Raw genomic sequence first — 14553 nt, 5'->3', positions numbered from 1 at the left:
TTGGTCTTAATTCCCCTAACTATTTGAAAAATGCTTAAGCGAAGTTTGCAATCTCTACTGCGGGGCGGCATCGTTAAGGGCCCCATCAACCAATGCTTAGCAATGGATAAGAAGAGAGTTTTTTGTCAGAAATTAAACAATATTTAGGTCATTACAGCGCAGATTTGCAAGCGCAAGTACAAAGTATGCTGGACGCGGAAAAGACCGCTGCTTGGCTCTTGAATAAGTACCCGTCGCCACACAGTTTGAGTAGTGAAAAAACGCTTTATCAATTTGTGCAAGAACTGAAGCGTGAGTACATGCGAAGCGCAGCGCCTATAAATAAGGTGCTTTACGACGATAAACTGCACGTGATTCATAATGCCTTAGGGCTGCATACTTTTGTATCCAGAGTGCAGGGTAAAAAGCTGAAAGCGAAAAATGAAATACGAGTCGCAGCATTGTTTCGCCATGTACCGGAACCTTTTTTGCGCATGATTGTGGCTCATGAGCTGGCACATCTTCGTGAAAAAGAGCACAACAAAGCGTTTTATAAACTCTGCCAATATATGGCGCCAGATTATCATCAGCTTGAGTTTGAAGTGAGGGTATACCTTTGCCATAGAGACCGTTTTGGGGATCTGTGGCTACCTTAAAGGCACTACGCGTAAGTATCCAATGTTTGTCCTAATGGATCTTCTGGATCTTTCTCGGTAGTCGATTTGTCACTGTCTTTGGAGGCCTCTTTGGCTTCCTCTTGTTGAGCTTTTTTAGCTTCTTGCATTTGCAGCTGAGCAATTTGCTGTTGCAGCATTTGGATCTGTTGCTGTAGTAGCTCAGCTTGCTCGGTGTCTTCTTCGGTCTTGTCGGTGCTGGTAGTGATATCAGTGAGCTCTTCTTGAAGCGTTTTGACTTTTTCTTCGAGCGCTTCAATTCTAGAAGAGGTGGATGAAGTTTGTGTTGAGCGGCTGCTTTGTTGGGCAATACTACTCAAATCCATTGAAATGCTACTCATGAATAACCTCCTGAAGAAAAGACGGCAGCGACAATGACTGCGATTCACCTGATTATCGACAGTTCTTCAGGAGGTTTTAGAGTCTTTACGTAACTTTACATTAGTTGATAAAGTCAATTATATGTGACAGCTAATCCAGGTCTGCTGCGCTATGGCGTTCCTTTATGCCGTTCTCACCCAAATTATTGACTCGTATGCCCCGTTTAACAGCAGGGCGTTCGGCAATCATTTTTGCCCAGCGCTGCACGTATTGGTATTCGCCAACGTCTAGGAATTCAGCCGCACCGTAAAGGTCGCCCAACACTAACTTGCCATACCAAGGCCAAATGGCCATATCGGCAATTGAGTATTCGTCGCCTGCCATGTATTTATTTTCCACTAAGTGCTTATTTAGCACATCTAGTTGGCGTTTAGCCTCCATGGTATAGCGTTCGATGGGGTACTCCTGCTTAAACGGTGCGTATACATAGAAATGACCGAAACCGCCACCTAAGAATGGCGCAGAGCCCATTTGCCACATCAACCAATTTCGGCACTCGGTTTTAGCTTTGATATCCTTAGGAATAAATACATCGTGCTTTTCTGCTAAGTATTGCAGGATAGAGCCGGATTCAAACAGTCGTAGCGGTGGATTCACGCTGGTGTCAACCATGGCAGGAATTTTGGAGTTCGGGTTGATCTCAACAAAGCCAGATGAAAATTGCTGGCCTTCACCGATATTGATCATGTAGGCATCGTATTCAGCCTCATTAATACCAAGGGCCAATAGTTCTTCTAAAAGGATGGTGACCTTTTGTCCATTTGGGGTAGCAAGGGAGTGCAATTGCAGCGGGTGCTCACCTTGTGGCAGCTCTTTTTCATGGGTTGCACCAGCGTAAGGGCGATTGGTTTTTGACCATTGTTGGGTCTTTTCTGCATCCCATTTCCAAACTTTATCAGGTGTGTATTCGTTTTCAGAACTCATCATAGACTCCTTAATTATTTTGCCTACATAGGTTATATGGTGCTCAAGCGATAACCTCAAGGCTCGAAAAAGGAGACTGTGTGCAAACAAAAAAGCCAGCGACTGAATCAGTCGCTGGCTTTTTATCGGTTAATGAATGATCGACATTAAGCGATCTTAGTCAACCAACCGTGAGTATCCGTTGCTTTGCCCCATTGAATATCATTCAGCGCTTGACGAAGTTTTTGTGCCATAGGACCCACTTCACCATTGCCAACTTGAACGTCTTCACCGTTGTGTATCAAAGTGCCAACAGAAGTCAGAACTGCTGCTGTACCAGAAAGCATGGCTTCAACGCCTGGCTTCTTAGCACGCTCTAGAAGTTCCTCTACTGATACTTCACGCTCGGAAACCGTCATACCTAGATCTTTCGCAATCTGTAGGATACTTGAACGTGTTACACCGTGTAGGAAGCTTGAATCCAACGCTTTAGTGATGATTTCGTTGCCATCAACGATGAGGAAGTTAGCCGCGCCTGTTTCAGTGATATAGCCGTTCGGACAGAACAATACTTGGTCTGCTTGGAACTTCTCTTTGGCTTCAAGCGTAGGGGCTAGGGCACTTGCGTAGTTACCACCACTCTTAATCATACCCATATGCGGTGCACAACGTTGGCCAGTTTCGTCTAGTAGTAAACGAAGCGCGCGCGCGCCGCCAGCGAAGTAATCACCTACTGGAGATAATAGAACATACATCAAAGATGAATCAGAAGGCGCTGCGGCTTTACCTACGGCTGCCTCGGTACCAATGTGTGTTGGACGTATATACATAGAGCCTGGAGGCGTTGGTACGTCTGCTGCATACTCTGCAACGATGTCAGAAATCATCTGCGTCAGTTGCTCTTTATTCACTTCTGGAAGTGACAACAAGCGGCTGCTCTGTGCGAAACGCTCGACGTTTTGGTCCATTCGAAAGACGTGCACGCTGCCGTCTTCGTGACGGAATGCTTTCAAGCCTTCAAAACAAGTGCTTGAGTAATGCAAAACGTGTGCACCGGGGTGTAGAGAGATGCTGTCAGAAGCAGTGATCTGGGATTCAGACCATTGATTGTTTTCGAATGTTGCTAATGCCATTTTCGGCATAAACACGCTACCAAAAGCCGCCATTATGATTTCCTACTGAATGAAATTGCGAAAAAATGTGTGCGATTAAGTTTGGCCAGGCGATTTGAATGGATGTCCAAGACTTAATTGCAAAATACTAAAACAGAATGGGTTTGTAAGAAAGGGAGATTCCTAGTTTAAGCATCCCCGCAGCAAATTATCTTTAAAAATTCTACAAAGGGCACTGATTTGGTCTCTAAAATGTGTCAAAGTACGCTAACTTTCTAACAAACAATAAACGGAATGAGCCGCACAAGTGGTTAGCAAAACGTGTGGTAATTAGATAAGGAGAAAGCTTGAAAATTTCGTTAGTTGTGCCTGTTTTTAATGAAGAGGCAGCGATCCCTGTTTTTCATCGTGCGGTAAAAGAGCATTTAGCAGAATATGAAATTGAAATTTTGTTTGTAGATGATGGTAGCCAAGACAATACGGAAATTGTAGCACGTAACCTTAGTGCGCAAGATTCAGGTGTCAAAGTGATTAGCTTTACACGCAACTTTGGTAAAGAAGCCGCATTGATGGCGGGCTTAGAGCATGCGTCTGGAGACGCGGTGATTCCTATTGATGTGGATTTGCAAGACCCGATTGAAGTAATTCCTCTTCTCATTGAAAAATGGCAGGCTGGAGCTGATGTTGTTTTGGCTAAACGCTCTGATCGATCCTCAGACAGCTGGCTTAAGCGCCAGACTGCAACATGGTTTTATCATTTTCACAATATGATCAGTAAAGTCAAAATTGAAGAGAATGTTGGTGATTTTCGTCTTCTGTCCAGAAAAGCGGTGGACGACGTGAAACGCTTAGGAGAGCATAACTTATTCATGAAAGGCGTGTTGTCATGGGTTGGAGGCAAGACTGAGATTGTTGAATACTCGCGTCCTGAGCGTTCCGTTGGCGAAAGCAAGTTTAACGGTTGGAAACTGTGGAACTTAGCCTTAGAGGGTATTACTAGCTTTTCAACGTTTCCTCTTCGCATTTGGACATATCTTGGTTTTTCCATTGCTAGTTTAGCATTTTTATATGGAAGCTGGATGATTATTGATAAGTTGGTTTGGGGGAATAGCGTTCCAGGATATCCCTCAATTTTAGTTTCGATTCTCTTTTTAGGAGGAATTCAACTTATAGGTATTGGTGTTTTAGGGGAGTACATTGGAAGAGTGTACATGGAGTCGAAGCGTAGGCCTCGTTATCTGATAAAGGAAGATCGAAAGGATGTTTAGTAATAAAGCTATCAACGTCATTTTTTTATTTTTATTGTTGGTCTCAGTTGCGCTAGTGGCATTCATATTCTTTGTTTGGAATGATCAAGAAAAATTGGATGAAATAGAGCTAGTTGATAAAAATGATGAACTTAATTACTGGATTGATACATGTTCAATTGAACATGATGGGCATACTATTTCTGTTTCTGGGTGGGGATATCTTGAAGATATGCCTTATGTAAAACATGAAGTTTATGTAAAAAGCAAAACTGGTGGTTTTTATAAATTAAATACTATTCGAACAAAACGGGTTGATGCTCGAAAGTTTTTAAAACTAGAGGAAGAGTTTGATAAAATTGGTTTTAACTCATCCTTAAGAGTTTTGAAAGGAAATGACTTTACAAATGAGATTGTTTTTACGATGAGAGGCCCATACGGAAAGAAAGCAAATGTTGAATACACATGTAAGTAATAAGGTTAGGTATTTCTCCTCTCTGTTTATCGTTTTATACCTTTTGATTGTTTCTTACTCAATTGAAACATTGCACTGGGGGGATGATGCAACATTTCTGGCGATTGCTAACCAAACGAATTTTAATATCATAGACTGGCTTTATAATCGCTACTTCGAATGGAGTGGTCGAGTCACTATAGATTTTATAATGCTAGGTACTATTAATTATCCGGCATTTTGGAAAATACTCATTCCTCTCGCAATGCTTTTAATGGCGACCTCAATATCTAGGGTTATATTTAATAAAGTTGAGGCATCATGTGTATTAGTAGTATTGCTTCTTATGGCAATCAGCCCTGTAGAGATTATTTCAGAATCTCTGTACTGGGTGACAGGTTTTTATAATTATCTACTGCCTTTATCTCTTGCCCTTTATTGTTTTTCGATATTTAAGCAAGCCACTCCAAATAAGGTTTCTATTGTTTTAAGCTTTCTTTTAGTGATGATTTTTGCTTATCAAGAACAAATTGTTATTTTGTTTTTACTTGCTTGTTTGATGGTGCCAAATTTTTATAAAGACAAATTTAAGCTTGCTTTGATTTTGTTTGTTATGATTAATGGGGCGGTATTGTTTTTAGCTCCCGGGAATGAAAATCGTCTTTTGATTTCTTATTGGGGGGCGTATCCTCAATATCTTGATTTTGGATTGGCAGAACAGCTCGCACTTGGCTTTGATAAGCTTTATCAAGGTTTTATATTTTCTGATAACTGGCCTGTTTTTATCTTCTTAGGGGCTCTTTGCGGACGTTATATTTTTATTAATAAGTTTTCCTTATCAGAGAGTTTTTCACTGGTTATTCTAACCTGTTTTATGGCATTTTTTTTAGCGCATACCCAAGAATTTCCATTTTCAAGCCGAGCACTGGCAGAAGCAAAATATATTGGGAAAATCAACGCTGATGCTATTGTTGGTGGAAAAATGTACATTTGGTACTTTGTATTCTTACTTGTATTAGTTGCTAGCTTAACCTTGATATTAAGGCAGCTAAGCGGTTATGGTCAGCAAACTTTAATTGTACTTTCTTTAGGTGTTGCCAGTGTCATGATGATGGGCTTTTCTCCAACCGTCTACGCTTCCACATATCGGGTCCATCTTTTATTTGAAGTGTCGATTATTATGGCAGTGTTATACCAATGGAGGTCCTTACTAGAAGCATATGCGTGTGTCAGTAAGCCTGAACATGGCTGAAGTGGCTCTAAAAGTATCGTTTTTTATAGAACCCATGATGTTCTTGATTGATGCAAACCACATTGGGGGTTAATGCTTTCTATTGGCTGACGAAACCATGCTGGTTGGGCTGTTGAAGGGGGAATTTAGGAAATAGAAATGCGCGTACTTATTATTGAAGATGATTGCGAACTTGCATTGGCGATATCGGAATACTTGGAGCTTCATCATTTGCAATGTGATTTTGCTTACACGGGAGAGTCCGGTATCGAGCTTGCCCTGAACGAGTGTTTCGACTGTATTATTCTCGACAATATGTTGCCAAGGACTCAGGGAATCGAAGTCTGCAGAGCGTTACGTAGCCAAGGTGTACAAAGCCCTATACTTATGCTCACGGCGTGCGACACGACAGCAGATCAATTGACTGGGTTTGATGCAGGGCTGGACGACTTCGTTACTAAGCCTTGCCCAATGCTAATACTGCTCGCCCGCTTGCAGGCTCTATATAGACGTTATTCACCTGAACGAGATTGTATAGAAATCGCTGACCTTGTTATTTATCCCAAAGAGCGCCGAGCATTGCGTGCAAATCAGGTTTTGAAGATTCCTCCAACTGGTTGGAAAATACTCTTGACTCTCGCGCGGCATTCTCCTGAAGTCGTTGCTAAGCAGGCTTTGTTGGCATCCATTTGGCCCGACGAAGACGTCGATGAAGGCACCTTAAATGTACATCTTCATCAGCTGCGCAAGATTATTGATCGTCCGTTCGACGGCGCGCTTATTCAAACACATGTTGGAATGGGGCTATCGCTATCAAGCAACAAATGATCAAGCCACATAAGCCTGACCGAGCCATCAGAAGCCTGGCTGCTCAGTCTCGACGCCAGCTGGTGTTGCTGGCCGTCGTCATCTTTATCGGCTTGGTGTCACTGGTCAGTGCGTTTAGTTTTTATCAAATTAATCAAGCTATGGAAAACTATATGCGTCTTGAGGCAAACAAGCTTGAGCAAGGGGTTGCTCTAGAAGGTCAAGATATCTTCTCTCACTCTTCAAGTATGGTGGCCTACCGTTCTTGGCAAGACATTCCAGAGCAGATTCGAGCGCTATTTATTCAATCTGAGGCGACGCCTGACAACATTCTAGATAGTGAACGAATCCTTCCATCTGGAAAACGTGAATACCTCTACCTTATGTACTCTAATACCCGGCAAGCGGAGGGGCTGTTCATCGTTGAGATCGAAGATGCTAATGTCATCGACACCTTGGTAAACTCAATCTTTGTACAAACCTTATGGGATGCCAGCGTCATAATTGGGCTTTTTATAGGGTTATTTTTTCTGGTGATTGCTTGGATTTTTGGCAACTCGCTTAAGCCACTGAAGTTATTGATCGAGTGGTCTAAGGATATCAAGCAGCGCCCTGACATAAGCTTAGCTGTGACCTTTAATATTCGTGAACTGAATGATATTGCGGAGCATTTATTGGAGAGTCTGCAACAAGTTCAGGACTACAATGAGCGCGAGCAGCAATTTCTGAAACATGCTAGTCATGAGTTGCGTACGCCTCTGGCTATTGTACAAGCCTCACTCGATACACTCAGTTTGCGCACACCAGAAGAGCATCCAAGTTATAAAGCGCTCAAGCGTGCGATGAGGGCCAGTCATAACATGATACTACTGACAGAGGCGCTTCTTTGGCTAGGTAGGCAGTCCAGTAATACGTTGCCTAAAGCAGTGATCGATCCAGCATTGATGTGCACAGAACTGATTGAGGATATGCGTTACCTGATAGAAGACAAGTCCATTCAGGTCAAAGTAAACGCTGATACAAAGGCTATTAAAATAGAAGCGCCGCTACTCAAAATAGTGTTAGCGAATGTGATCCGAAACGCGTTTCAACACAGTGCTCAGGGGATCATCTTGATTAGCGTTCGCCAAGATGGCGTGATGATTGAGAACCCAGTTGAGCCTGAGCCTTCCATAACCAGTTTTGGGCTTGGGTTGCAGCTTGTTGAGCGAATCACCACCAAATTATCATGGCAATTTGATGCGCAAATTGATGCTCAAAAAGCCCTAATAAATGTACGTTGGTCAGCAATGCAGACGTCAGTCAGTCTTTAGTCCCCGTACATAATCTTAAGACGATCTTAATATGGCCTTAGCCATAATCCCTTCGATGCTTTGACAAATACTCGGAGGGATTATGCACTTAGGACATATATTTGTTACCCAAAATAACCGACCCAAAAGAAGGACATACGTCCCTCTGGTGACTCAATATCGAGCTGTCTGTGTTATTGGCTTGAGTGCATTGCTTGCAACCGACTTAAGTTTTGCCAATAGCCGCTCACAAACAACAAATAACGTCTCAGACTACACACTGGCAATAGGTCTATATACCAAGGCTTCGCAATCTGAATATATCGGTGCCAAAGATGCTCTAGATCTTATGCCAGCCGTTGAGTGGTCTTGGGAAAATTGGTTTGTTCATAACTATCGCTTGGGAAGTTATTTGGGTGGAGGCCATTCTTGGGGCGCTACGGCGTCATTGGGCGTGGCAAGTTTTGGCGACTCAGAGCGTGGTAGCAGTGACGAACTGAGTGACTTCAAGACGTTAGGGGATGTCTATACTGCAGCAGCGTCAATGGCTTGGACTGGAGATTGGGGTAGCTTAGAGTATTCGATAGAACAAGACATTAGTGATCGCCACTCCAGTCATTTCTTCCGAACTCGCTATGGCTTGGATATTAACATGGGCGATTGGACGCTAGAGCCGGTGGTCAGCCTATATTACCTTCCGGAAAAACTCGTTAACGCTTACTACGGCGTGCCCACAACACAAACACAACAGGGACGATCCGCATATACCGCGAAAGACGCTTATGTGGTCGATACGAGCGTCAATCTTAGCTACACCTTTAGATCAGCTCATACATGGCATGCTGGTCTGACGTTGCGCCACTTTTCGAATGAGATTTACAACAGTCCAATCGTTAACGAAAGGCGCAGTGTAAGTCTTTCAGCGGGTTATCTCTATGCCTTCTAAGTCAATCATAAAGCGAGTGTTTAGCCAGCGTTTTCTCGTATTTTTCATAGCCATCCTCGTTCTATTTAGCATCCTTGTTTTATTGGATGAGTTAGAGGATACCGTTGATGTTCAGCAGGCGGATCGTGCCGCGGCACCACCGCAAGTCACCGTGGTTACCACCTTGCTTGAAGCCGTTGATATACGTGTTTCGGCATACTCCGAGGTAACACCACAATGGCAACTGGAGCTTAAAACTGAAATTGGAGGTAAAGTTAAATTTATCAGCGATAAGGTTTCATCCGGTGCGCAATTGCGAGCAGGTGACTTACTCTTCGAAATTGATCCAACACGCTATTTAGCAGAATTCGCAGCTGCCCAATATGAACTGCGCCAACGCCAATTAGAGCTTCAGCGGGCGCAATACGAATCTCACGTTGCCTCTGAGCAATTCAAAGCAATGGGTAAGCAAGCGCCAAATGAACTTGCGTTGAATATACCTCAAGTTGAAATTGCCAAAGCCGCTGTAAACTCAGCGAAAGCGAATATAAAGCTCGCTCGATATAACCTTGAGCAAACCAAGGTTTATGCTCCTTTTAATGGCTATCTGCTCTCCCACCAATTGAGTCCAGGCAAGATGCTACTGGCGGGCGAGGGTGTGGCACAGATGCAGGGAGACGATAGGTTTGAGTTTGCGTTACGCTTGAGCAAGTCCCAGTGGCAACAATTGCACCACCCTTTAGCGGGACAAAACGTTGCGTTGTACTCCGAATCAGGCATCTATGTTGGTGATGCAATAGTAGATAGCGCAGGGGGGTATCTCGACTTAGCGACGCGGCATTACCTTGTTCATCTTATTGCTGCCTCTAGCCAAGTCGAAACGGTTGCTGGGGAGTATCTACAAGCTCGATTTAAGGGCAAAGTAGTCAATAACGTACTGACTCTTCCCGCCTCTGCGATTACACCAGAGGGCAACTTTTGGTGGGTAGACGATTCTGACCAGTTGAATCGCAGCCCTGCAATTATCTTGGACCGACAGGACGATTCCGTAGTGGTCAAAGTAACGGACTTTACAAGGACACACTATGCTGTCGTCGTCACTCCCCTGAGCCGCTATCTGCCTAAACAAAAAGTGACTCCTATAGAGCGTAATCCATCCCAACAGCCCACTCGTCGTCAAAACACTGCCAGCAGCGGAGCGGCCTTATAATGCATGTACTTACCGCTTGGTTTATACGCAATCCTGTTGCAGCCAATTTGTTGATGCTGTTTATTTTATTCATTGGTCTGCTGACACTTAGCACCATTCGTGTCGAGGGCTTTCCGCGTATTGAGCCCGATACTATTACCATTACCACGGTTTTACCCGGTGCACCACCAGCACGTGTTGATGCCTTGGTAAGTCAAAAAATCGAAAATGCCATAGAAGGATTAGAGGGCGTGCGTAGCCTTTCTACTTTGTCTGTCGAGGGGCTATCGCGTGTGACGGTGCGCCGAGCAAACGATCAGGCACTCGACAAGCTTCTAGAGAAGGTTCGTCTACGGATGGACGGTGATATTGAACTGCCCACCAAAGCAGAGCGGCCTAGTATCGATGCCAGCAGTATTGATTTCCCAGCGCTCTATATCAATCTGTATGGCGATACGGATCGCAATACGCTGAATACCTTGGCAAAACGGCTTAAAGACGCATTATTGGCCGAGCCGGAGCTATCCCGCTTGAAGCTTTGGGGACTGGATAAAAAAGAATTACGCATCGAAGTAGATCACGAAAAACTCTATTCTCTGAACTTGACAATCATAGATCTTATACAACAGATTCGTGCTCATTCATTGTACTTTCAGGCGGGTACACTGCGGACTCATTCCGGCCAAATCTTTATAAAAACAGACCAGCAAGCTAAGTATCTTCCTGATTACCAAGCTATTCCAATTATCAAGATGGCCAACGGCGATACTGTTTATCTTGGGGATATCGCCAAGATTTATGATGACTTTGAAGAAGGTGACTACCTTTTCAAGTTCAACGGCGCAAATACCGCAGGTATGGAAATCCTAGTGGGTCACAAAGAGAATCTGTTGCGTGTCTCGCAGGTGACCCGTCGTGTTGTCGATGAGTTTCGAGCACAGCTTCCTGCAGGTGTGGCGATCTCAATTTGGGGCGACAGTTCAGAATATATTGAAGATCGCCTGACACTATTAACGACTAACGGGCTGCAAGGGTTATTGCTGGTACTCTTAATTCTCGCGTTGTTTCTAGATGTAAAACTCGCTTTTTGGGTCGCCATGGGGATTCCCATTTCGGTTATGGGAGCTATTGCTGTCTCCGGTACCCAATGGGTCGACTATTCACTCAACGACATCACGACGTTTGGTTTTATCATAGCGCTGGGCATCTTAGTCGATGATGCGGTTGTCGTAGGAGAAAGCGTGTACGAACAGCGACGCCTTCACCCTGACCCTATTATAGGGACAGAGCGAGGTGTCGCTAAGGTTGCGGTCGCTACCATTTTTGGTGTGCTGACGACTGTGGCGGCATTTTTTCCGATACTCATGCTGGAAAGTCCTCTGGGGCGAGTGTTCTCAGGTTTCTCTGGCGTCGTCATCTTTGCCTTGTTGTTTTCATTGTTAGAAAGCAAGTTCATTCTTCCAGCTCATCTAGCCGCTATTTCAATTGCTAAGCCATCGAGTTCTTCTTGGATGAGATATTGGGGCGTTGTACAAAACAATGCACGAGGGGCGCTTTACTATGTAAGGGATCGACTTTACGTGCCCTTGCTTGCTCAGACAGTCCATCATCGTTATGCGGTGTTAATCGTATTTATCGGCTGCGCGGTGCTCGCGCTAGGGCTAACGGAGAAAGGAAAGGTCGCAACCGTCTTTTTTCCGGAAGTGCCTGGTCAAATCGTCCAGATCTCTCTTGAAATGGATCCTCGATCACCGTTTAGCTTAACGCAAACAAACATGGAGCGTATTCAAGAGGTAGGACAGTCCGTCAACCTAGCACTGCAAGCGAAATACCATCTGGATAAGCCACCCATTCAAACGAGTTTTCAAATGATTATGGGGGCAGACTCTGCTCAACTTTATGCTGAATTAACACCTATCTCAGAGCGAGGCCAGCTTGAGATGGCGGAACTTATTCAGCAGTGGCGCAAAGGTATCGGTTCCTTGGAAGGGGCGACTGAATTACAGCTGAGTGGTTCTGAAGAAATTGGGGGTGGCTTTGCCATTAAGCTTTCCAGCCACGATGTGACGGTTGTTAAGGAAGCGGGTACTCAGCTGAAAAACTTCCTCAGTAACATTGATGGTGTGTATTATCCAAGGGACTCAATAGGGATGGGGCTGTTAGAGCTCGAAGTTCGACCGACCGCAGTCGCTCAACGATTAGGTTTTGATTTAGCAACCCTCGCGACACAAATCGGCTACGCCTACGGTGGGGCAGACATTTACAAGCTACAGCGTAATGACGAGGAAGTTTCTGTGGTTGTGAAACTAAAAGCTGATCAACGTGACAGTATTGATGACTTGCTCCAAACGAAAATTAGAAACTCTGAAGGGAGCTGGTTGACGCTTGCTTCAGTGGCTGAACTTAACTATACCCTTAAGCCAAAGCAGCTACGACGGGAAAACAACCGTCAGATTAATGCCATTTACGCGACGATCAACCGAGCTGTTGTGGCCCCAGAAGAAGTGGCTCAAGCTGTTATGGAAAATCTCGCGCCTGATCTGAAGGCACAGTATCCAGAGCTGGATATTGCGTTAGGTGGAGAGCTGGAAGAAATGGACAGCATGCGTGCAGGTCTTAAAAAAGCCCTATTCATCGCACTCGTGTTGATCTATGTTTTGATGGCTGTCCCGCTTAAATCTTATTGGCTACCTTTTATCGTGCTCGCCATCATTCCTTTCGGGTTTGTCGGTGCGATTCTTGGTCACCTCTACCTTGGTCTTGCGCTCTCAGTTTTGTCTTTATTTGGTATGCTCGCGTTGGCGGGAGTTGTCGTGAATGACAGCTTGGTTATGCTGACTCGATACAACGAGCTTGTTGAGCAAGGTGTGACTCATCACGAAGCGATTCAAAAGGCCGCCACCAGCCGCTTTCAGGCGATTTTCTTGACGACCGCCACGACGGTTATTGGCTTGATTCCTTTGTTATCTGAAACTTCGGAGCAGGCGCAATACCTTAAACCTGCAGCCGCTTCACTTGCGTTCGGTGAGCTGTTCTCAACTCTACTTATGGTATTACTAGTTCCGGTACTAATCGCCATCACTCATGATGTAAAAGCGTTGTTTAGTGCTAAACGACATCGCGAAACGTACAAGGCCCTAAGGGATTCAGGAGAAGCTTAAATGAGTACTTTTTCTTGCGTTATATTTTTTAAAAGTCGGTTTCAATACCTTAGATGCCAACTCGCTGTGGCAGTCTTAATGACGGCTTTTTGGTTGCCCCACGCAGCGAGTGCACAGCAATATATGTTTTCACATCACGGCGTTCAGCTTGCAGGGCATTATTTGCCGCCCACACGGGATAATGGCTCCGGTGCAGCTAAAGCAATATTGATCTTCGTACATGGCGATGGGGCTATGACCTACGATGCCCATGGCTATTATGAGCTGTATTGGAATTCTCTTCGTAAGCAAGGTTATGCCATCTTTAGTTGGGACAAGCCCGGAGTGGGTGATTCACAGGGAAACTGGCTGCAGCAGAGTATGCAAGACCGTCAAAGTGAAGTCTTAGCTGCGATAGATTTCACTCGGACCCAATTGGGTTTTGATGCTAGCAATACGGGTTTAATTGGATTTAGCCAAGCGGGTTGGGTTGTTCCTGTGCTCGCGCAGCAAGCAGATAATATCGCTTTTGCTATCGGTATTGGGTTTGCAACAAACTGGTTAGAGCAAGGTAGGTACTATGCCATTCAGGAAGCGAACAATGCAGAGCTTGATGACACTCAACTCCCGAACGCCCTAAAAGAATATGAGCAAAGTATTACGTCGTTAAAAAAGCATCCAAGTTACGAAGAGTATCTGCATGAGAATAAAGGCGACGCTATGAGCCAAGAACGTTTCGAATTTGTGTTTCGTAATTTCCAAGCAGATGCCAGCTTGGCGTATCAAAAGGTTGCAGTACCTATGCTGCTGATATGGGGCCAAGAGGATCTAAACGTCGATGCGCAACACGAATATATCGCTCATAAGAAAGCGCCCCATCCCCTTATTGATGTGCAGCTCATACCTAAGGCGAGTCATGGGTTACTCAATTCAGACGATTTCAACGAGCAAAAGTTTGGCATCAGCGCTTGGATAAAAATGATGTGGCAGGGTGAAGACGCCCTTGCACCATCGGCGTTATCTACCATTACTGACTGGTTGGCAACACAGGCTGTTAACACGTCAAGTAGATAAAGTTTTAATTGTGTTTGAGCTATGTATTTTACTGCAGGAATACTTTGTACAAACTACTTACGTCATAGTAATGCCTTATTAAGTAGAGCAAATACTGCAAGATCTGATGGATAGGACTATGCTGAAGGAAACAACAACAGGAGCG

At 44.5% G+C, this 14553-nt stretch carries 13 protein-coding genes; 10 read left to right on the top strand and 3 right to left on the bottom strand.

What is annotated here, in order from left to right; translation table 11 throughout:
• Window positions 1-122: 122 nt before the first annotated feature.
• Entirely contained in the window at window positions 123-635 is a 513-nt protein-coding gene (locus tag ACXAC1_RS05375; protein ID WP_475059606.1) for a M48 metallopeptidase family protein, read from the top strand.
• A 5-nt stretch (window positions 636-640) separates the two neighbouring features.
• Here the strand turns inward: ACXAC1_RS05375 and ACXAC1_RS05370 are convergent, their stop codons facing one another.
• From ACXAC1_RS05370 to ACXAC1_RS05360, 3 genes are all read right to left on the bottom strand, one after another.
• The gene (locus tag ACXAC1_RS05370; protein ID WP_475059603.1) at window positions 641-994 is read right to left on the bottom strand and encodes a FlxA-like family protein; all 354 of its coding nucleotides are present in this window, start codon (window positions 992-994) and stop codon (window positions 641-643) included.
• A gap of 130 nt (window positions 995-1124) precedes the next feature.
• Window positions 1125-1958, bottom strand: a complete 834-nt coding sequence (gene yghU, locus ACXAC1_RS05365) for a glutathione-dependent disulfide-bond oxidoreductase (RefSeq protein WP_475063779.1) — start codon at window positions 1956-1958, stop codon at window positions 1125-1127.
• Between the two features lie 146 nt (window positions 1959-2104).
• Window positions 2105-3103, bottom strand: coding sequence for a branched-chain amino acid aminotransferase (locus ACXAC1_RS05360; protein WP_475059600.1), 999 nt, complete (start codon window positions 3101-3103; stop codon window positions 2105-2107).
• A gap of 293 nt (window positions 3104-3396) precedes the next feature.
• Here ACXAC1_RS05360 and ACXAC1_RS05355 point away from each other — a divergent pair, with 293 nt between their 5' ends.
• The 9 genes from ACXAC1_RS05355 to ACXAC1_RS05315 all read left to right on the top strand — a co-directional run bounded on the left by ACXAC1_RS05355 (window position 3397) and on the right by ACXAC1_RS05315 (window position 14408).
• On the top strand, window positions 3397-4317 hold the full coding sequence (locus ACXAC1_RS05355) for a glycosyltransferase family 2 protein (RefSeq protein WP_475059598.1): 921 nt from the start codon (window positions 3397-3399) through the stop codon (window positions 4315-4317).
• Window positions 4310-4771, top strand: a complete 462-nt coding sequence (locus tag ACXAC1_RS05350) for a hypothetical protein (protein ID WP_475059595.1) — start codon at window positions 4310-4312, stop codon at window positions 4769-4771. Before ACXAC1_RS05355 ends, ACXAC1_RS05350 begins: the two co-directional genes overlap by 8 nt.
• Window positions 4749-6002 carry a hypothetical protein gene (locus ACXAC1_RS05345; protein ID WP_475059593.1) on the top strand — a complete coding sequence of 418 codons (1254 nt, stop codon included), beginning with the start codon at window positions 4749-4751 and terminating at the stop codon, window positions 6000-6002. The genes ACXAC1_RS05350 and ACXAC1_RS05345 overlap by 23 nt, the downstream gene beginning before the upstream one ends.
• Window positions 6003-6140: 138 nt before the next feature.
• Entirely contained in the window at window positions 6141-6809 is a 669-nt protein-coding gene (locus ACXAC1_RS05340) for a response regulator transcription factor (protein WP_475059590.1), read from the top strand.
• Window positions 6806-8101 carry a sensor histidine kinase gene (locus tag ACXAC1_RS05335; RefSeq protein WP_475059588.1) on the top strand — a complete coding sequence of 432 codons (1296 nt, stop codon included), beginning with the start codon at window positions 6806-6808 and terminating at the stop codon, window positions 8099-8101. Before ACXAC1_RS05340 ends, ACXAC1_RS05335 begins: the two co-directional genes overlap by 4 nt.
• Window positions 8102-8249: 148 nt before the next feature.
• A complete protein-coding gene (locus ACXAC1_RS05330) occupies window positions 8250-9026 on the top strand; it encodes a MipA/OmpV family protein (protein WP_475059586.1) in 777 nt (258 codons plus the stop codon).
• A complete protein-coding gene (locus tag ACXAC1_RS05325) occupies window positions 9016-10215 on the top strand; it encodes an efflux RND transporter periplasmic adaptor subunit (RefSeq protein ID WP_475059584.1) in 1200 nt (399 codons plus the stop codon). Before ACXAC1_RS05330 ends, ACXAC1_RS05325 begins: the two co-directional genes overlap by 11 nt.
• A complete protein-coding gene (locus ACXAC1_RS05320; RefSeq protein WP_475059582.1) occupies window positions 10215-13355 on the top strand; it encodes an efflux RND transporter permease subunit in 3141 nt (1046 codons plus the stop codon). The genes ACXAC1_RS05325 and ACXAC1_RS05320 overlap by 1 nt, the downstream gene beginning before the upstream one ends.
• 78 nt (window positions 13356-13433) lie before the next feature.
• Window positions 13434-14408: an alpha/beta hydrolase family protein gene (locus ACXAC1_RS05315; protein WP_475059580.1), complete on the top strand. Its 975-nt coding sequence runs from the start codon at window positions 13434-13436 to the stop codon at window positions 14406-14408.
• The last annotated feature ends 145 nt before the right edge of the window (window positions 14409-14553 follow it).

Source organism: Marinomonas sp. AWM4_232, assembly GCF_056158325.1.
The sequence above is the reverse complement of the archived record's forward strand: the minus strand, read 5'-3'. Positions and strand labels throughout refer to the sequence as shown.

What these genes read in the sequence shown, in the direction of transcription:
- ACXAC1_RS05315 (WP_475059580.1), top strand. Translation starts at nt 13,434, where the DNA reads ATGACGGCTTTTTGGTTGCCCCACGCAGCGAGTGCACAGCAATATATG.
- ACXAC1_RS05335 (WP_475059588.1), top strand. Translation starts at nt 6,806, where the DNA reads ATGATCAAGCCACATAAGCCTGACCGAGCCATCAGAAGCCTGGCTGCT.
- ACXAC1_RS05350 (WP_475059595.1), top strand. Translation starts at nt 4,310, where the DNA reads ATGTTTAGTAATAAAGCTATCAACGTCATTTTTTTATTTTTATTGTTG.
- ACXAC1_RS05370 (WP_475059603.1), bottom strand. Translation starts at nt 994, where the DNA reads ATGAGTAGCATTTCAATGGATTTGAGTAGTATTGCCCAACAAAGCAGC.
- ACXAC1_RS05320 (WP_475059582.1), top strand. Translation starts at nt 10,215, where the DNA reads ATGCATGTACTTACCGCTTGGTTTATACGCAATCCTGTTGCAGCCAAT.
- ACXAC1_RS05340 (WP_475059590.1), top strand. Translation starts at nt 6,141, where the DNA reads ATGCGCGTACTTATTATTGAAGATGATTGCGAACTTGCATTGGCGATA.
- ACXAC1_RS05345 (WP_475059593.1), top strand. Translation starts at nt 4,749, where the DNA reads ATGTTGAATACACATGTAAGTAATAAGGTTAGGTATTTCTCCTCTCTG.
- yghU (WP_475063779.1), bottom strand. Translation starts at nt 1,958, where the DNA reads ATGAGTTCTGAAAACGAATACACACCTGATAAAGTTTGGAAATGGGAT.
- ACXAC1_RS05325 (WP_475059584.1), top strand. Translation starts at nt 9,016, where the DNA reads ATGCCTTCTAAGTCAATCATAAAGCGAGTGTTTAGCCAGCGTTTTCTC.
- ACXAC1_RS05360 (WP_475059600.1), bottom strand. Translation starts at nt 3,103, where the DNA reads ATGGCGGCTTTTGGTAGCGTGTTTATGCCGAAAATGGCATTAGCAACA.